At 41.5% G+C, this 19,699-nt stretch carries 9 protein-coding genes; all 9 read left to right on the forward strand.

The genetic code is table 11. The features are described 5' to 3' along the window. Window positions 1–719 precede the first annotated feature (719 nt). The 9 genes from ACP3T3_RS07845 (at window position 720) to ACP3T3_RS07885 (ending at window position 19,597) form a co-directional block, all read left to right on the forward strand. A complete protein-coding gene (locus ACP3T3_RS07845) occupies window positions 720–7,745 on the forward strand; it encodes an SDR family NAD(P)-dependent oxidoreductase (protein WP_426479353.1) in 7,026 nt (2,341 codons plus the stop codon). A gap of 19 nt (window positions 7,746–7,764) precedes the next feature. Then, window positions 7,765–12,018 carry a beta-ketoacyl synthase N-terminal-like domain-containing protein gene (locus ACP3T3_RS07850; protein ID WP_426479354.1) on the forward strand — a complete coding sequence of 1,418 codons (4,254 nt, stop codon included), beginning with the start codon at window positions 7,765–7,767 and terminating at the stop codon, window positions 12,016–12,018. After that, complete coding sequence (locus ACP3T3_RS07855) at window positions 12,006–12,305, forward strand: acyl carrier protein (protein ID WP_002977699.1); 300 nt, start codon at window positions 12,006–12,008, stop codon at window positions 12,303–12,305. The genes ACP3T3_RS07850 and ACP3T3_RS07855 overlap by 13 nt, the downstream gene beginning before the upstream one ends. Beyond that, a complete protein-coding gene (locus ACP3T3_RS07860; RefSeq protein WP_426479355.1) occupies window positions 12,296–13,078 on the forward strand; it encodes an alpha/beta fold hydrolase in 783 nt (260 codons plus the stop codon). The genes ACP3T3_RS07855 and ACP3T3_RS07860 overlap by 10 nt, the downstream gene beginning before the upstream one ends. Continuing rightward, entirely contained in the window at window positions 13,071–15,473 is a 2,403-nt protein-coding gene (locus ACP3T3_RS07865; protein WP_426479356.1) for a glycosyltransferase, read from the forward strand. The genes ACP3T3_RS07860 and ACP3T3_RS07865 overlap by 8 nt, the downstream gene beginning before the upstream one ends. Before the next feature lie 18 nt (window positions 15,474–15,491). Further along, window positions 15,492–16,763 carry a condensation domain-containing protein gene (locus tag ACP3T3_RS07870; protein ID WP_426479357.1) on the forward strand — a complete coding sequence of 424 codons (1,272 nt, stop codon included), beginning with the start codon at window positions 15,492–15,494 and terminating at the stop codon, window positions 16,761–16,763. Continuing rightward, on the forward strand, window positions 16,760–18,013 hold the full coding sequence (locus ACP3T3_RS07875; RefSeq protein WP_426479358.1) for a phthiocerol/phthiodiolone dimycocerosyl transferase family protein: 1,254 nt from the start codon (window positions 16,760–16,762) through the stop codon (window positions 18,011–18,013). The genes ACP3T3_RS07870 and ACP3T3_RS07875 overlap by 4 nt, the downstream gene beginning before the upstream one ends. Then, window positions 18,010–18,561 (forward strand): hypothetical protein, encoded by a 552-nt coding sequence (locus ACP3T3_RS07880; protein ID WP_426479359.1) that lies wholly within the window; start codon window positions 18,010–18,012, stop codon window positions 18,559–18,561. Before ACP3T3_RS07875 ends, ACP3T3_RS07880 begins: the two co-directional genes overlap by 4 nt. A 76-nt stretch (window positions 18,562–18,637) precedes the next feature. Continuing rightward, window positions 18,638–19,597 (forward strand): Fic family protein, encoded by a 960-nt coding sequence (locus ACP3T3_RS07885; protein ID WP_426479952.1) that lies wholly within the window; start codon window positions 18,638–18,640, stop codon window positions 19,595–19,597. Window positions 19,598–19,699 lie beyond the last annotated feature (102 nt).

Genomic DNA, 19,699 nt, shown 5'->3' on the forward strand with positions numbered 1-19,699 from the left:
CAAAAAGATAGGAAAAATTCACAAATAATTCAAATTAAATCACAATATATTGATTAATTTTATTTAAATTCGCTTTGCCGTTTTATCAGATTGATAAAGGCAATTCTAACATTTCAGAACCTTATTCCCGGTATATTATCTTTTTGTAATATATGCAAAAACAAATCTCTCATTTTTGAAATATTTTATTTTTTATTCCTATATTTGCTTAACATTTTTTTAACTATAAATATTTATAGTTATAGTTATGAGATTGTACCGGCCATGTTTATAAGAATAAGAAAACAATAAATACGCTTTAATAGCATTTGAGTAATTGATAATTTATTATTAATAAATTATTATAAAATTACTTTTATGATTAGAGATATATTATAGTTTTATTATTTTTGATTCCTCATAATAGTAAATCGCCATGTATACTTAATAGTATTCGCGTTTTTCTATAAGATATCATTAACTATTTCTATACCGTAAATGCTATGAAAAACTTGACCAAAATCAGGCGAATGCCCTTTGAAAAGCCGGACATCAACTCTAAAACACGCAATCTGTATTCAAACGGCAGATCATTAAATAATTTTCACCAAACAATACGTATTGTTAACGATTTAACAAAAACCAATTTTATTATATCGTAGCAAAAGCATCCGCCTTATTACCGAAAGGCCCTGCATTCTGTTATGAAACTCTTGCTATCATTCAATAATTATCACGCCATGAAAAACTTAACCATTATTGGACTGACGCCTTTTGAAAAACCAGACGTTAACCTTATACCTAGACTACACCAGGCGGGTGCATTTCCCGTTTTAAGTTTAGGAAATGAAATAACGGCTGCACAGGAAGCGTTACATCAACTTGACCAGATAGACGTACCATCGTATGGTATTTATTTTTCTAAAGACAACTTCGCCTCTCTTCAAATTTCTGAAAAAGTAAGATTTGCAATCCTTCCTTTCGGAATGTCTAAGCCATCCAGCCTGCCTGCTATTTATCAGGTAAGCAGTTTGGAAGAAGCCAGACAGGCTGAACAGTCGGGAGCAGAAGGAATCATTATCAAAGGAAATGAAGCAGGCGGATTAGTAGGCTATGAATCCACGTTTGTATTATTCCAGCGTGTGATCAAAGAAATCCAAAGCATTCCGGTGTGGGTACAGGGAGGAATAGGTCTCCATACCGCTGCAGCAGCAAAAGCTTTGGGAGCAGCAGGAATTGTACTGGACAGCCAATTGGCCTTGTTTCCGGAAAGTTCGGTTCCTAAAGATCTGAAAGAAGTATGCTCAAAACTGAATGGTACAGAAACTAAGGTGATTGCAAACCATCGTGTATTGGTAAGGCCCAATTCACCGGCTTTACCTGAAAATGCAGCCGCCGAAGATCTGATACAATATTTTACCGGCCTTGACCTTAGCACATGCTATATCCCTATGGGACAAGACATTTCATTAGCTACAGACCTGTATGAAGACTTCAGAACACTGAAAAAGCTTATTTTCGGTTTCAAAGAAGCTATGCACGGCCATCTGAAGCAGGCAAAAGCGCTGAAAGTAATTGATAAAAACAATTCTTTAGCACAGGAATTAGGGTTGAGCTATCCTATCGCCCAAGGTCCGATGACCCGTGTGAGTGATGTTCCCTCATTTGCCAATGCAGTAGCAGACGCCGGAGCTCTACCCTTTGTTGCTTTATCCTTATTGAAAGGAGAGTCTGCAAAATCTTTGGTGATGGATACCAAAAAACTGGCTGGTGAAAAAACATGGGGTGTAGGTATTCTTGGATTTGCTCCACAGGAATTAAGAGAAGAACAGACCTCTTATATATTAGAAGCCAAACCTCCGGTAGTTTTGATTGCCGGAGGAAGGCCCGCTCAGGCCAAAGTATTCGAAAAAGCCGGAATAAAATCCTTCTTACATGTCCCTTCCCCTGCCCTTCTGGGTATTTTCCTGAAAGAAGGGGCTAAAAACTTCATTTTTGAAGGACGCGAGTGCGGAGGTCACGTAGGCCCTCTTTCAAGTACAGTTCTTTGGGAAAAACAGATTGAACGTATTTTAAAAGAAGACCACCCTGAAAACATCAGTGTCTTTTTTGCAGGAGGAATTCATAACGCTTTTTCAACCGCGTTTGTATCTATCATGGCTGCACCATTGGCTGCGAGAGGAGTCAAAATTGGTGTATTGATGGGTACAGCCTATCTGTATACGCATGAAGCTGTAGAAACCGGGGCTATTCAGGAGGAATTCCAGGCGCAGGCTATGCAGGCGAAAGATACCGTTTTACTGGAAACAGCTCCGGGACATGAGACCCGTTGTTTAAATACTGCATTTGCCCATCATTTCAATACAGAGAAAGCAAAACTTCTTGCTGCCGGAATGGACAAAAAACAGGTGTGGGAACAACTTGAAAAATTAAATGTAGGCCGTTTACGAATCGCAGCTAAAGGTATAGAGCGTCGGGGTGATAAACTGGTTAATATTCCTAAAGATGACCAACTAGACTTAGGAATGTACATGATAGGACAGGTAGCTCCGATGCACAATCGTGTCATCTCATTAGCTGCCTTACATCAAAGTGTTGTAGACAATTACGAACACATTCAGAACGCTGCATTACCTGAAGAACCTGTTTCTACAGAAAAACCTCTGGACATCGCTATCGTAGGAATGGAATGTATCTTCCCGGGCGCTAAAAACCTGGATGAATACTGGAGAAATATTATTTTAGGAAAAGACAGTGTTACCGAAGTGCCTGATGAGAGATGGAATAAAGATCTTTATTACAAACCAGATTCCAACGAATCGGATGTATCTCATTCCAAATGGGGAGGATTTATTCCAAAAATCGATTTCGATCCATTGGCATTTGGGATTCCGCCACAATCTCTCGCCGCTATTGAACCTACGCAGCTATTGACTTTATTGGTCGCTAAGCGTGCTATGGAAGATGCAGGATATGGCGAAAAACACCTCAACAGAGAAAACATTTCTGTCATTATAGGGGCTGAAGGAGGTAATGACCTTGCCAACAGCTATAGTTTCAGAGGATATTATAAGCAGGTTTTCGGAGAACTTCACGAAGAAGTAAAAGAAGCTTTCCCACATACTACAGAAGACTCATTTCCGGGTATTCTTGCCAATGTTATCGCAGGTAGGATTACGAACCGACTGGATCTTGGCGGCAGAAACTTTACCGTAGATGCAGCTTGTGCTTCGTCATTAGCCGCTATTGATCTTGCCTGCCAGGAACTTGTTTTAGGAAAATCCGATATGGTTCTTGCAGGAGGTGCAGATTTACACAACGGAATCAATGATTACCTGATGTTCTCCAGCACGCATGCCCTGTCCAGAAAAGGAAGATGTGCTACATTCGACAGTGATGCAGACGGTATCGCCCTTGGAGAAGGTATTGCTATCCTTGTTTTAAAAAGATACGAAGATGCTGTGCGTGATGGTGACCGTATTTATTCGGTGATCAAAGGAGTTGGGGGATCCAGTGACGGTAAAGCGTTAGGATTAACGGCTCCTAGAAAAATAGGTCAGGTAAGAGCCTTAGAGCGTGCGTATTCCCAGGCTGGGATCAGTCCTGCTTCCGTTGGTCTTGTAGAAGCTCACGGTACAGGAACAGTAGTAGGTGACAAAACCGAATTAAGTGCACTGACAAACTTATTCAGCCGTTCAGGAGCATTACCGGGGCAGACGCATTTAGGTTCTGTGAAAACACAGATCGGGCATACTAAATGTGCGGCAGGATTAGCTGGATTAATCAAAGCTTCGCTTGCCGTATATCACGGGGTAAAACCACCTACCCTTCACCTTCAGCAGCCTAATGCTTATTATAATGCAGAAACAAGTCCATTTGCATTCCATGCAGAAAGCGGGTTATGGGGTGAGAAAAACCGCTATGCAGGAATCAGTGCTTTCGGATTTGGAGGGACTAATTTCCATACCGTTATTGCTAACCATCCAAAGCAGGATAATTCAATCGCAATGCAGTCGTGGCCTTCAGAATTGTTTGTATTCCGTGGAAACACCTATGAAGAAGCCAAAGGAGAATCAAGCAAGGTTAAGGCTTTATTAGAAATTAACGATGGTATTCCATTAAAAGATATCGCTTACAGTTTAAGCATCAGCTCAGAAAAGCCCATCCAGTTCAGTATTGTAGCAGACACCGTTGAAGATCTGATGATGAAGCTGGAACTGGTATTGTTAGGAATTGAGACAAAAGACACTTTTACGGTTAATAAAAAAGAAGGAAAAGTGGCGTTCACATTCCCGGGACAAGGCAGCCAGAGAATCAATATGGCACGTGACTTATTTGTGGTTTTCCCGGCTATGCGTAAAATTATTGATGAGTATCCTGAACTTGAAAAAGTAGTTTTCCCATCAAAAACCTTTAATGAAGCTGATTTAAAACAACAGAAAGAAACCATTAAAGATACCCGTTTAGCACAACCTCTTTTAGGAATTGTAGACCTTGCATTGGCAAAATTCCTAGAATCATTAGGTATTATTCCGGATATGCTGGCAGGTCACAGCTACGGTGAAATACCGGCTTTATGCTTTGCAGGAGTCTTTGGAGAAGATAAACTGGTTGACTTAAGTGTTAAGAGAGCTCAATCTATCTTAGATTCAGTGGAAGGCGGAGATCCCGGTTCAATGCTGGCGGCAAGTGCTGCTCCGGAACGTTTACAGCCTATTATTGCAAAAGTTGAAGGATGTTACCCTGTCAACTTCAACGCTCTCACTCAATGTGTGATCGCTGGAAGTACAGAAGCGATCAATACATTACTGGAAGCGCTTAAACAGGAAGGCATTTCTGCTAAAAAACTGGAAGTTGCCTGTGCATTCCACAGCCCGTTATTGGCAAAATCCAAGAATTTATATGCTGAAGTTTTAAAAGACGTTCCTTTCCAGGAAATGCAGATCCCTGTCTGGTCCAATACGACAGCAGAAGTATATCCATCGAACCCATCAGAAATAAAAGCAAGACTTACGGATCATCTGGTACAGCCTGTAAGATTTGTAGAACAGCTTCAGGCTATGTACAATGATGGCGCAAGAATCTTCATCGAAGTAGGACCAGGAAAAGTACTTACCGGACTGACCAAATCATGTCTGGAAAAAGATCAGCTGACCTTATATGTTGAAGACAACAGCCGCAATAAATTCAGTCACCTGCTTTGCATGCTGGCTCAATATTTAGGAACAGGCCGAAGCTTTACGATCAACAAGCTTTTTGATGGTAGAAGTGTCAACATTATTGACCTTAACCAACCTGAGCTTTATAAGAAAAGCCCTGCTATCTGGCGTGTTAACGGACAAACAGCCCACCCAACTACCGGTAATCTGCCAGCCAACGGTGCATTACCACTTATAAACCCTATTCCCATGAACAACTTTACTCATAACCCACAGGCACCCGCAACTGAAGCTCAGTCTACTGCTGAACGCATGTTGCAGGAATATTTGAACAGCATGAAATTAATGATACAGGCACAGCGTGATGTGATGCTTTCCTTTATGGGACAGAATCCTCAGGCATTCCCTGCCCCTGTATACCATTCGCCGGCACCAGTTGCTGCACACCAGCCCATCTCTACCATTCCGGTTCAGCCTGTTCATCAGGAAAAACCAGTAGCCGTAGCTGCTGTAAAACAAGTTCCGTCAAGAGATATTAAGTCTCTATTACTACAGGTGGTAAGCGACAAAACAGGATATCCTCAGGAAATGCTGGGTATGGAAATGGATCTTGAAGCAGATTTAAGTATTGATTCGATTAAAAGAGTTGAAATCATCGGAACACTTCGTAACGAACTGGGAAGTCTGGGTAACGGAAACACCAGTGAAGACACCGTTATGGAACAGTTAGCAGGAATAAAAACTTTAAGCGGATTAGTTTCATGGCTTACTGAATTCTCAGGAGCTGAAACTACTGCTGCACCTGAAAAAAACGGAACAGCAACTGAACCAACAGTTTCAAAATCACAAGCTCAGCCGGCATTCTCTCTTGAAGACCTTCAAAATGCCATTTTGAATATCGTAAGTGAAAAAACAGGTTACCCAAAAGAAATGTTAGGTCTTGACCTTGATCTGGAAGCTGATTTGAGTATAGACTCCATCAAACGTATGGAAATCATCGGCGATCTTAAAACCAAGATCGGTTTTGGTCAAAATCTTGAACAGGCAGATGATGTCATGGAAAAACTGGCTGCCATTAAAACCCTTCGCGGTCTGGCAAGCTGGATCAGCGAAATGAATAGTGAAACTAATGAAGCAGCGCCGGAAGTGAAAGAAGAAAATACTACAGAGGCAACTCAAAATGTACTTTCACGTCTTCGTTTTGACATTACTCCTACCGATGCTTTTTTAGTACAAAATACAGAAGTATTGCAGGGTAAACGTTTTGCCATTACGCAAGATGACAGCCAACAAACCTCAGCAATTAAAGAAGCTTTGGAAAAACATGGAGCCTTCGTAGAATTGGTAGATACAGACAAAGATCTTTCCAATATTGACGGATTAATTATGTTAGACCTATTTTCAGCAGCTGACAAACCAAGCATCATCGATCACGTAGATCTGATCAAGAAGCTGGATTTTGATAAAGCGAAATGGGTATATCTTATTTCAGATATTCCAGCCCACCTGCAGGAAATTACAGATGCAAGCATATTACGCCATCATCAGGGATATCCGGGACTTTTTAAAAGTCTGGCAAGAGAATTTGATAATACAACCTGCAGATTAATCAGCCTGAGTACGCCTCAGGTAGTGAATCAGATTGCTGAAATTACGTTGAAAGAAATTCTTACCAACGATAAATCTGCTGAAGTTATTTATAAAAATGATCAGAGACATAAAGTAGACATCATTCCTTCTCCATTATCTACAAGCTTACATGAAGCTCATATCCAGTTAGATCAAAAATCTGTGGTATTGGTACTTGGAGGCGCACAGGGAATCACTGCTGAATTGGTAAAACATATGTCTCAGGCTTATCCTTGTACCTATATTCTGGTAGGAAGATCAGCTGATCCAAGAAATGAGGTTTCTGCCAAGGAATTTGAAACCATGAAAACCAAAGAAGAAATCAGAGGTTTCCTTATCAAATCCGGACAATTCACATCTCCTGCAGAAATAGAAAAAGAAACGACGAAGATTTTCAAAAACAATCAGATCCTGCGCACCATCCGTGATATGGAAGCGCTTGGAAATACCATCATTTACCAATCACTGGATCTTTGTGACGAAGAAGGTTTGAGTAATCTGATCAGCAGTATTTATGAGAAATACAACCGTCTGGATGGAGTGATTCATGGAGCAGGTCTTTTAGAAGATAAATTATTCAAACAAAAGACCACAAGCTCTTTCGGACGTGTATTTGATACCAAAGTAAAACCACTTCGTGTACTGGCAGAACAGCTTCGCTCAGACTGCCAGTTTGTAGTACTGTTCTCAAGTATTGCTTCCGTATACGGTAACAAAGGGCAGACAGATTATGCTGCGGCCAACAGTGTACTGGATGATTATGCGAATGCTTTAAACAAAAGGTTAAAAGGAAAAGTAATCTCTATCAACTGGGGACCATGGAAAGGTGCCGGAATGGTTTCTTCCACCCTTGAATCTGAGTACGAACGAAGAGGTATTTCCATGATCCCATTGGATGAAGGAAAAGAAATCTTCCTTAACGAGATTAAATACGGAACTGAAAGCCAGGTGCTGATCATGTCAGGAAATAATTGGTAAAACACTGCATAAACTCAATATGAAAAAAACAGATGTTGCTGTAATTGGTCTATCCTGTGTCTTTCCCGGGGCACAGGATGCCAACACATTCTGGCAGAATATTGTCAATAAAGTTGATTCTACCGAACTCGCTCCGGCGGATCGGATAGATCCGGTTCATTTCAGTGATGCCACTAGTCCCGTTGACCGTTTTTACTGTCAGCGTGGAGGATTTATTCCTGATTATACATTCGATCCTACCGCATTTGGTATCCTGCCATTGGCTGTTGAAGGAACGGAACCTGACCATTTGCTTACCCTTGATCTGGTACAGAAAGCACTGGAAGATGCAGGCGTATTTCAAAAGAATATTTCTCTTGAAAAAGCAGGAATCATTATCGGTAAAGGAAATTACACAGGTCCTGGTGCTACCCGTGCGATTGAAATTGTAAGAACCGGAGAACAGATCTCCTCATTATTACAGGAATTGCTGCCTCAGGTTTCTCCTGCAGATATTGAAAAAGTAAAACATGCTTTCCAAGAGCGTAAAGGCCGTTTTGCAGCAGATACTGCGATGGGATTAATTCCCAATCTTGTTGCCTCTCTTGTAGCGAACCGCTTCAATCTAGGAGGCGCTGCATTTACTGTAGATGCCGCTTGTGCTTCTGCTTTAATTGCTGTAGACCATGCTGTACAGGAACTTCAGAGAGGTCGTTCCGATATCATGATCGCAGGAGGTGTGCACACAGGACAGAACGCTGCATTCTGGAGTATTTTTGCCCAACTGGGCGCGATGTCCCGCCAGCAGCAGATCAAGCCGTTCAGTATGGATGCTGACGGTCTATTGATTGGGGAAGGCTGCGGTTTTGTAGTCTTAAAAAGACTGGAAGATGCTGTTCGGGATCAGGACAAAATCTATGCTGTGATCAAAGGCGTGGGCGTAAGCAGCGATGGTAATGGTACCAGCGTGATGAGCCCATCCGTAAAAGGTCAGTTGAAAGCATTAGAACAGGCATGGATCAATGCTGATTTAGATAAAAATAAAGTGGGATATCTTGAAGCTCATGGCACAGGAACTCCACTTGGAGATAAAACAGAGCTTCAGACCTTAGCCCAATTCTTCGGAAAAGAAGAAGCGGCTCCAGCTGCGGGTATCGGATCGGTAAAGTCCAATATCGGACATGCTATGCCGGCAGCCGGAATTGCTGGATTAATTAAAACCTGTTTAGCATTACATCACGATACTTTACCGCCCACCTTATATTGCGAAAATCCGACTTCGGATATGAAAAATACAAGGTTTGAGCCTGTACAGGAAGCCAAAAACTGGTCAAAAACTGGACTGCCAAAAGTAGCTGCAGTCAATGCTTTCGGATTCGGAGGAATCAATGCTCACGTTGTTTTGGAAGGCTATGATATGCCGAAAAAAGATCAGGTATTGATCTTGGCAAGACCTACCCATGAAGAACTGCTTTCAGCATTACAAAATAATGAAACAGCGATTGGTGAAGGTGATTTCAGGGTTGCCCTATTTGATCCTACGCCTGCAAGATTAGAAAAAGCCATTAAAATTGTTTCCAAAAATATCATCTGGAAAAACAAACAGGATATCTGGTACACCTCTTCCCCATTATTAAAAGATGGCGGTAAAGTAGCCTTTGTATTTCCTGGACTGGATGGTCTGGCAAAAGGTGAAGTAGATACCGTTAGCCGTTATTTCGGGCTGGCAGCACCTATTGAAACAGAAGGTGAAGGTCTTTTAACCGATGCGTTGAACATCTTCAACAACTGCAGTATTCTTGATAATTCACTAAAAAAACTGGGAATTATCCCAGATATGAATGCCGGGCACAGTTTAGGAGAATGGCTGGCAGGTTACTCTTCAGAATTAGCAGAAGCCAACTCTGTAAAGGCATTAATTGATGTGCTGAATCCTGAAACATTTGAATTAAAAGATTCCAAATTCATCGCCATAGGAGCCGGAATTGAGGTGATAAAACCTTTTATTGCTGAAATTTCAAACCTCTATGTTTCCAATGACAACTGCCCTAATCAGGTGATTCTTTGCGGAAGCAATGCAGCTTTGGATGAATTGGTGCCTTTGTTAAAAGCAAAACAGATTTTCCATCAGGTACTGCCGTTCCAGTCAGGATTCCACTCTCCTTTTATCGCTGATAAACTGGATGTAATCCTTGCGGGAATGGAAAAAGCACAGTTTCAGCAGACGAAAATCCCATTGTGGTCTGCTACCACCTTAGAACCTTATCCTGCAGATCAGGCAGCGATCAGAAAACTGAGTGCTGAGCATTTGGTAGAACCCGTTCGTTTCCGTGAACTGACCGATAAATTATACGAAGAAGGTGCAAGAGTTTTCATTCAGGTCGGTACAGGAGGACTGATCGGATTTATTGATGATACGTTGAAAGGAAAAGCATTTAGTACGATTGCATCCAGCGTTCCTACCCGTTCTGCATTGGCGCAGTTACAACGTGTTGTAGCTTCGTTGTTTGTGGAAGGAAAAACAATTGCTCTTGATTTTCTGGAGATTCAGAATCATTCGAAAAAACCTTCAGGAAAAGGCATTAAGCTGGAATTAGGGTCGCCTATTATCCGTAATTTTAAAGAAGTAAAAGCTTTGGCTCAGTCCTTTGACACGCCAAAACAATATACAGCAACAGCTTCGACTATTGCCACAAAAAGCGGTCATCCGCTGGTACAGGCATTTCAGGATAACGTTGCTGATATGATCCGTATGCAGGAAGAAGTACTGACTTTATTCCAGAACCGTCCGGAAATCCCAATCCACAGGCCAACTCCTGTAGTTCCGGCAGTTCCACAACCCGTAAGAAGTACAACCTTTACAAAAGACTTGTATGTAACGCTGGAAAGCCATCCTTACCTGATCGACCACAGCTTATTGAGACAGCCGAAAGGATGGGCTCACGTGGCAGATATGGAACCGGTTATTCCGATGACGATGATCTTTGAACAACTTGCCGAAATTGCAGAAGCGGAAATTCCGGGAACACAAGTTCATAAAATCATGAACGTAAGTGTATTCCAATGGATGAACGTCGCCAAACCTTTCGAAAAAACCGTAAAAGGAGAATGGCGCTCACCGAATCACGCTTATCTCGATATTGAAAACTTTGCCAATGCAGAAGTAGTCTTAAAATCGGGTTATGTTCCAACCCCTGATTTCAATCTTTCCATTGGTAATCTTTTACCTATTGAAAGAACACCTGAAGAAATCTATGACATGCACATGTTCCATGGAGATAAATATCAGGGAATTACCGAAGTTTCAGCCGTTGGAGACAAAGGAATTATCGGAAAAATAAAAGGAAACGGTGGTAAAGGTTCTTTGCTTGATAATGCAGGACAGTTATTCGGGCTTTGGCTTCAGCTTACTTTGGTGAAAGACCGTATTGCCTTTCCTGTGAAAATCAGAGATATTGAATTCTTCGGCGATATGCATGATCAGGAAGGTATTTTTGAATGTACCTGCATGCTGACCGAGCTTAATGATGAATTTGCCATCGCCGATATCATCCTGAAAAGAGACGGAAAAGTATGGTGTGCCATTACCGGCTGGCAGAACAGAAGGCTGGAAATTGATGCCGCTTTATGGAATGTTTCCATGTCACCGCTGCACAACCGTCTTTCGGAGGAGATTGCTCCAGAAGTTTTCTTTTTCCACCAAGCCTATACAAGAGTCGCTTCTTGGGATTTTATCCTGAAAAGATATTTCAACCAGACAGAAAAACAGCATCACCAGCAGTTATTACCCAACAAAAAGAAAAACTGGATGGTAAGCCGTGTGGCGGTGAAAGATGCTGTAAGAAACCTTCTGCGTCAGGAAAAAAATCATGCCTGCTTCCCGATCACTTTTGAGATCCGTTCCGATGAAGTGGGCAAACCATACCTCATCAGTGATTTTACAGAAGATATCCATATTTCTTTAGCCCATAAAGGAAAAGAAGCCGTGGGAATTGCGAGATATGGAAAATCTGTAGGAATCGATATGGAACTGATGGAAGAACGCAGTTCAGGATTCTATGACATGGTATTTACCGACAAAGAATTAGCCTTATTAAAAGACAGAGATCAGGCAGAATGGACCACCCGCTTCTGGGTAGCCAAGGAAGCTTACGGAAAATTCCTGGGAACAGGACTGAAAGGAAATCCTAAAGCCTTCGAAGTCGAATTAATAAAAGACGATCACCTGTGGATCAACAATATTGAAATCAAAACTATTAAACATAAAAATTATATTATCGGATGGACACTGTAAACGCAACATTAAAAATGAACCACGAAGAACTTTTTACTTTATTAAAAGGTTTTATTACTGAAGTGATAGGTGCTGAATTTGTAGAAGAGATGGATATTACTCCTGAAAGTTCATTCACCAAAGATCTTGAAATGGACAGCATCGAGATTGTTTCTTTCTCAGAAAAGATCAAAGCCCATTTTGGCGATCAGATCGACTTTACAGGTTGGTTATCTTCTATGGATCTTGACCAGCTTATTAATCTTGACCTTAGTATGATCATCAATTATATCTACGAATGCCAATAATCACGGTCAATAACAGACAAGTTCATATACAGGAACTCAACAAAGGAGCCGAACAAACCGTGGTACTCATCCACGGTATGTTCAGCAACCTGTCCATTTATTATTTTAATATTGCCCCTGTGCTGGCCAAGCATTTCCATGTGGTGATGTACGATCTGAAAAGCCACGGTATGAGTGAACGCTTTTTGGATGGCTACGACCTTGACAACATGTCATCCGATCTGATGGGTTTAATAGATCACCTTCAACTGGAAAAAGTACACCTTGTCGGCTATAGCTTCGGAGGTCTTATTGCATTAAAAACAGCATTAGAATATCCTGACCGCGTGAATCAGCTCGTAGTGATGGAAGCTCCGGATCCTCAGGACGAAAAAGCGCGTAACATCATTGATGAATACAGCAAAGAGTTTCTTGAGCACTACGTCGCCAACTTTACAGATACCACCAAAGTGCAGATGGGCAAAAGACAAATGGAAAAGAACCATCGTATGTATGAATTTCTGTTTAACCAGACCAGCATTAAAGCAGATATGATCAGGGAAAAACATTTCCTTGGTAAAGCCCATTTCAATAGATTGACGGCTCCCACTCTATTGCTTTATGGCGCTGATTCCAACTGCAGACCTACCGGTGAGTGGCTGCAGTCCCAAATCAGCCAGTCTGAACTTGAATTAATTCCGGGTGATCACAATATTCCGATTCAGGAACCTCAGCGTATCGCTGAAACGATTGCTCAATTTTTATCTAAAATTTTAACACAAAACCATGGCTAAATTTGCATTTATAGTTCCACCACTGACAGGACATGTCAACCCTACCTTAAGCATCGGTGCTACCCTGCTGGAAAGAGGACATGAAGTAGCCTGGATCAGCCTTGACCCTACTTTAGAGGCTAAACTTCCGGAAGGAGGAAAATTATTACTGATCCAGTACGATCAGACCGACGAAGAAAAAAAAGAAAGTGAACAATATCTCGATATTATTTCAAAAAAAGTAGTGTACGGTATAGACAGCGTGAAGTTCCTTTACGAAGAGGTGCTTATCCCGCTGAACAGACATTGCTATAATGGAGTTATTGCTTTACTGAAAACATATCAGCCTGATTTGGTTATCGGGGATCATCAGTTATTTGCAGCCCCGGTTGCAGCGAAGGCTCTTGGAATTCCTTATGCCACTTCCGTTACCGCTCCGGCAGCCATCAAAATCATGAATGAGCTTCCAAAAGTACACGAATGGGAAGTGAATCAAATCATAGGCTTACAAAAAGAGCTTGGTTTCCATGAAGAACGTTCTCTGGCGACTTCAGATTTGCTGACACTTGTTCTGACTTCCAGTTATTTCTTTGGCGAAATGGAAGATCTGCCTTCTCAATACCAGTTCACAGGTCCGGTTCTTACTGAAAGACGTGTTTCATGTGAATTCGACTGGGAAAAATTAAAAAGCAAAGACAACAAAAAGATTTTAGTAAGTATCGGAACTACCTTCGATCATGATCATAAAAAAGCATTTTTCCAGAAGGTCGTTGATGCCTTTAAGGATGAAGATTTGACTGTAGTAGTCATTTCTGATCCACAGCTTTTCGAGCAGTGGCCGGACAACTTTATGGTGTATCAGCAGGTTCCTCAGCTGGATCTGTTACCTCATCTGGATGGCGTGGTTTGCCACGGCGGTCATAATACCGTATCTGAAACCTTATCCAATGGTATTCCTTTGGTGGTAATTCCGATTGCCTATGACCAGTCACACGTTGCGGGGCGTGTGGTGCGTACAGAAGCGGGTGAGCGTCTTAATTTTAACCGATTTAAAGCCAATCATCTGAAAGAAGCTGTGCAACAGATTTTAAATAATCCAAGCTACCGTGAAGCCGCCCAGAAAGTAGGTCAGTCTTTTGTGGAAGCAGGAGGCTCAGTTACGGCAGCTACCCTATTGGAACAGGCTCTGTCAAAGGCTTCAAAACCTGAAAAACCATCTAAATTTTTATTCGTTGTTCCTCCGTTTTTCGGACATGTAAGCCCTACTTTAAGTGTTGGAGCAAGTCTGATTGCCCGCGGACACGAAGTAAAATGGTTCGGAATTACCCCTTTAGACAGTAAACATATTCCTGAAGGAGGTTCGTATTTCTATCCTGAAGAAGAACTTATCCCGTATCAGGAGGAAATTGCCCGTATTTTAAAAAGACAGGATGACGGACCCGCATGCTCCGGACCTGAAGTGATGAAACTGGCACTGGAGGAAACCTATGTTCCATTCGCGAAAATGATGATGCCGGGATTAACCAGGCTCACAGAAAGCTGGATGCCGGATGTTATTGTGAACGACTGTATCACTTTCGGGGGAGCTCTTTTCGCTCATAAACATAATATTCCTTGTGTAACGACCACTCCCGTTCCACCGGACGTAATGGGAGATACCGAAAAAAGTGCCCCAAAAATCTGGGAATGGCAGCAAAACCTGATCAAAGACTTACAAAAAGAAGTAGGAATTCATGAAGAAGGTATTTATATCCATTCTCACAAGCTGAATATGGTGTTTACTTCACAGGCCTTCGCTGGTTTTGAAACTGTTCCGTCTCACATGAAATTTGTAGGTCCGGTAAAAGGACGTCCTAACGATGCTCCATTTGACTGGGATAAATTAAATGCGTCTACCACTCCTAAGATCTTTGTATCATTGGGAACATTGCTGGTAGACATCAGAAAAGCCTTTTTTGAAAAGATCATCGCTGCATTTAAAGATCAGCCGGTAACCGTGATTGCCGCTACTCCACCGGAAATTTTTGAAGAATGGCCGGACAATTTCATTGTAAACAGCTTTGTTCCTCAGTCTGCTGTGATGCAGCAAATGGATATGGTGATCTGCCACGGAGGTTTCAATACTGTAAACGATACCTTCCGTAACGGATTACCGATGTTGATTACTCCTATTGCGTATGATCATTTCCATATTGCCAAACTGATTGAACAGGCAGGCTGCGGAATCAGCATCCGATACAAAAGGCTTCGTGTAGACGCTCTTCGTGAAACGGTTTTTGAATTGTTGGAAAATCCAAAATACAGAACCGCCGCTCAGGAAGTCCGCAATACATTTACCCTTGCCGGAGGAAATGACAAAGCCGTAGAACTGTTAGAAAATTTTGTACAGGAACATTCAACATTAGCTTCTGTATAAACCAATAAACAGCTGCATATGAAAAGAAGATTGCTATTTGGTGAACGCATGTTACTGGGGGACGGCACAGAACCTTTTAACGCGGTCATTCCGTTCAGACTGAGAGGTACCTTTGCATTAAAAGATATCCAGCAGGCGCTGACTCAGATTCAAAAGAAACATCCATGGCTGAGAGCACTGATCAGTCATGACGAAAAAAATATTCCATGGTTCAATGTTCCGGAAAATCCGGTTTCCATTCCTGTAAGAATCATCGTCCGACAGAGTGAAGATCAGTGGCAGGAAGAATCCAGGAGAGAATGGAACACCACCTTTAATTATGAAAAATTACCCCTGATCCGGTTTGTCTGGATCAAAGGGGAAAACGTTTCTGACATGCTGTTTGCGTTCCATCATTGTCTTTGCGATGGTGGTTCTGCAATGGCCTTTTTAAAAGAATTCCTAATGGTACTTGATCATCCTGCTGCCGATATTGGAACAGAAACCCCCATCTTAGGGATTCAGGATGTGGTTCCGGCCAACATTCTGAACAGCCGCAGACAAAAACTCAAAGCTAAATTTATCGGAAGACTGGCTGCCACAGCAATCAAATGTATTCCGGTAGGTAAAAAAGCTGTGGAAAGACAGAATGATTATTTAATCCACTGGAAACTGGATGAAACGGTAAGCAAAGAACTGATCGCTTACTGCAAATCGCAGGAAGTGACGGTGAACACATTTCTCAGTGCATCGGTATTACAGGCCTTTAAAAAAGTGAGAGGTGAAAAATCCTTCAATAAAGTTTCCTGTCCGGTAGATATCAGACGTTTTGCCAGTCAGATCAAGGAAGATCATATTTTCGCTTTCGGGCTGATGATCGTAGTTTCTGCTGATGAAAAACTGAGTTTTTCAGACAATCTCCGTGCGATGCAGAAATCGGTGGAACAGAAAACCTCAAAACTGAATCCTTATATCACGATGATGGTGATGGAATCCGGACACGATGCGCTGAAAAATTTCACCAAGCTTTTAAAGAACGGAAAATCGTCCAACGACTGTATGTTTTCCAATCTGGGACGCATTCAGATCCCTCATGAATACAAGGAATTTACGGTTGAAACAATCTTCAGTCCGTCCGTCATTGGTCCGTTGGGAAATACCACTACCCTGGTGGTTTCTACCTACCGTGGAAAAATGGATTTTTCATTCATGGGCAGTGAAGGTTATTTACCGTATACTGATGCTATAGCCATCCGTGATGAGGTCATGCAGACGATTCATTCACAACTAAAACAAACTGCAGTATCATGATCAGAAGACCCTTAATGATGGTGGAAAGGATCATGTATGTAGATCCGGAAACACCTTTAAACTGTATTTATACCGCAAAGATCAACGGACAGGTTTCTGAGGACAATTTTAAAACCGCCTTATTGAAAATCCAGCAGAAGCACCCTATGCTGAGAGCCCATATTGATCACAGCAAAGGGCGTTATCCTTTTTTTATAGGGCAAAAGGATATTGAACCTATTCCCCTTCGTATTGTAGAACGAAAAACAGACGACGACTGGTTCAAAGAATCCGAAAAAGGATGGTTCCAGCTTTTTGAAACGCCTAAAAAACCCCTTGCCGAAGTAGTCTGGGTAAAAGGACAGGATACTTCCGAAATCCTCTGGATCATGCCGCACTGCATTTCAGACGGAACCACCGGAGTGACTTTACTACGTGAACTTCTGAGTTTGCTGGATAATCCTTATTTACCCCTGATTCCTTATGTTGCTTTTGAATCGGTAGATGATTTTCTCCCTTCAGATTTTAATGCAGGAATCAAAAAATATAAAGCTAGCCTCTACTTGCTGTTCGCCAGAATATTCTTTTCTATCCAGCGAAAAAGCAAAAAGAGAAACCTCGGAAAAAGTTACGCCATCCACTGGAAAATGACTCCGGAGGATACCAAACTGATCACTGAAAAATGTAAAGCCAACGGAATCTCCGTGCATGCCCTGCTCTGCTCTTCTGTAATGCAGGCCTTCCGCGATGTTCAGGGAGACCGTGCCAAAGGAAAGGTGATCAGTCCGGTAGATGTACGTCATTTTATCCCTGAAATCAAAGAAGATCATCTGTTTGCTTTCGCCCCAACGGTAGAGCTTTCGCTGAAAAAAGACAGCACGGATGTGATGGGCAATGCCAAGCAGATCAAAAAGGATCTTATCGAGAAAATCAACAAGATGGAAGCCCGTGAACTCCTGTGGATGGGAGAACATATGCACCCCATTGTAAACCGTATGATCAGCATGCTGAAATCCAGCGAAGGCGGCCATGATGTGACCCTATCCAATATGGGAAAGGTAAATATCCCGAATGATTACAAAAACTTCAGCCTGGAAACAGTTTTTAGTCCTACCGTGGCTTTTCCATGGCTGAACTCAAACACTTTGGTAACCAGTACGTACAACAATCAAATGGACTTCACCTTCATGTCCAATGAAAATTTTCTTCCCAAAGAAGAAGCCCATCTGATAAAAGATAAAGCCATCGAGCTATTGACCACCTCTTTATGAAATTTAAAATAAAGCCTCCAAAGCCAAAACCTATCAAGAAAACCACCCTCAGACGCTTTCTCATTAAGCGTACGATTTACTATGTCCTTCCGAATGTATTTTTTAATTTCATCATCGCCTATGCCAGCTTCAAAGAGTTAGGTTACACCCATTTTTTCTCAGGAACCCAAAACCTGGCCCGCCTTACCCTACCCATGGCTATTTTCCTTCCGGTAGTCCTTACCATTGATATCATCAAAAGGGTAACCGATGCCGCCAGCCAGGAAGCCATAGAGTTTACCGTAGACGAACAGCTGAATATTAAAAAATTAATGACCAAGCTAAGTATCTTACATGGTTTGATTACGGGGTCATTGGTATTATCCCTGCTCTTTATAGGACAGTATAATTTCTCAAAGGATTATAAGCTGGATGCTACGGCGATGGCTGTGGTGGTGGGAACACTGGCAGGAGTGCTTTCTGTGGTTTTTGTGTATTTGCCGGTGTGGAGATTGAGGAGGTGGATGTGTAGGAGGACGCAGGCTGTGACTGTTGACTTAAATACATAGTTTATTTTTTTAATACATCCCTAGATTTTAATATAAATTTCTATCTTTGATAGTATTATATGATACTATCAAAGATATGAAACCTCCTTATATCATTACAGACACCATTTTATTTTTAGTAGCTTCTATTTCTGAAAAAATAGGAGAAATCAATGCTTCACATCTGTATAAACCTGTCACTGAATTAAGGAAAAAGAACAGGATTAAAACCATCCAGTCTTCATTGGGAATTGAAGGGAACACAATTACCGAAGAGCAGATAACCGCTTTACTGGAAAATAAAAGAGTCATTGCTCCCCAAAAAGATATTCTTGAAGTTCAGAATGCAATACAGATGTATGAAGAAATCAATAAGCTGAATCCTTATCACCTGAAAGACTTAGAAAAAGCGCATTCCATTCTGATGAAAGGACTGGTTGCTCATCCTGGTAAGCTAAGAACCACTAATGTGGGTATCATTAAAGGTTCGAAAGTAGAACATGTAGCACCGGGAGGCACCATGGTAAAAGGATTAATGAAAGACCTCTTCTCTTATCTGAAAAAAGACAAAGACCTGATTTTAATTAAAAGCTGTGTCTTCCACTATGAGTTTGAATTTATACATCCTTTTACAGACGGTAACGGAAGAATGGGCAGACTCTGGCAGACCTTGATTCTGATGCAGCAATATCCTGTATTTGAATATCTGCCCGTAGAAGCTCTCATCAAACAAAAACAGGCCGAATACTATAATACCTTATCAGAATCTGATAAAAAAGGAAATTCTACCCCGTTTATAGAATTTATGCTCGGTATTATTCTCGAATCTCTAGAGGAACTTTTACAATCTCAAAATAAAACATTGTATACAGAAGACAGAATTTTCTTATTTAAAGAGAAAGTAAAACAAAATAAGTTCAGCAGGAAAGACTATATGCAGACCTTCAGTAGTATTTCTGCTCCCACTGCAAGCAGAGACCTGAAATGGGCTATTGAACAGGGCATTTTATTAAAATCCGGAGAACAGAGGTTGACAGAATATTGGTTTAAAGGATAATACTGTCTGTTATTTTCAGCATAACAGTTACTAGGCTAACATTGTTTGTTAAAAGTTTAAAAATCATTTACAAAGGCAAAAAATAAATGTTATCTTTCAACT

The organism is Chryseobacterium sp. CBSDS_008 (assembly GCF_049959325.1).
In the GTDB taxonomy this organism is placed as follows: domain Bacteria; phylum Bacteroidota; class Bacteroidia; order Flavobacteriales; family Weeksellaceae; genus Chryseobacterium.

Bases quoted from the DNA above. Each gene is read 5' to 3' on its own strand.
- ACP3T3_RS07880 (WP_426479359.1), top strand. From the start codon at position 18,010: ATGAAATTTAAAATAAAGCCTCCAAAGCCAAAACCTATCAAGAAAACC.
- ACP3T3_RS07865 (WP_426479356.1), top strand. From the start codon at position 13,071: ATGGCTAAATTTGCATTTATAGTTCCACCACTGACAGGACATGTCAAC.
- ACP3T3_RS07870 (WP_426479357.1), top strand. From the start codon at position 15,492: ATGAAAAGAAGATTGCTATTTGGTGAACGCATGTTACTGGGGGACGGC.
- ACP3T3_RS07850 (WP_426479354.1), top strand. From the start codon at position 7,765: ATGAAAAAAACAGATGTTGCTGTAATTGGTCTATCCTGTGTCTTTCCC.
- ACP3T3_RS07855 (WP_002977699.1), top strand. From the start codon at position 12,006: ATGGACACTGTAAACGCAACATTAAAAATGAACCACGAAGAACTTTTT.
- ACP3T3_RS07845 (WP_426479353.1), top strand. From the start codon at position 720: ATGAAAAACTTAACCATTATTGGACTGACGCCTTTTGAAAAACCAGAC.
- ACP3T3_RS07875 (WP_426479358.1), top strand. From the start codon at position 16,760: ATGATCAGAAGACCCTTAATGATGGTGGAAAGGATCATGTATGTAGAT.
- ACP3T3_RS07885 (WP_426479952.1), top strand. From the start codon at position 18,638: ATGAAACCTCCTTATATCATTACAGACACCATTTTATTTTTAGTAGCT.
- ACP3T3_RS07860 (WP_426479355.1), top strand. From the start codon at position 12,296: ATGCCAATAATCACGGTCAATAACAGACAAGTTCATATACAGGAACTC.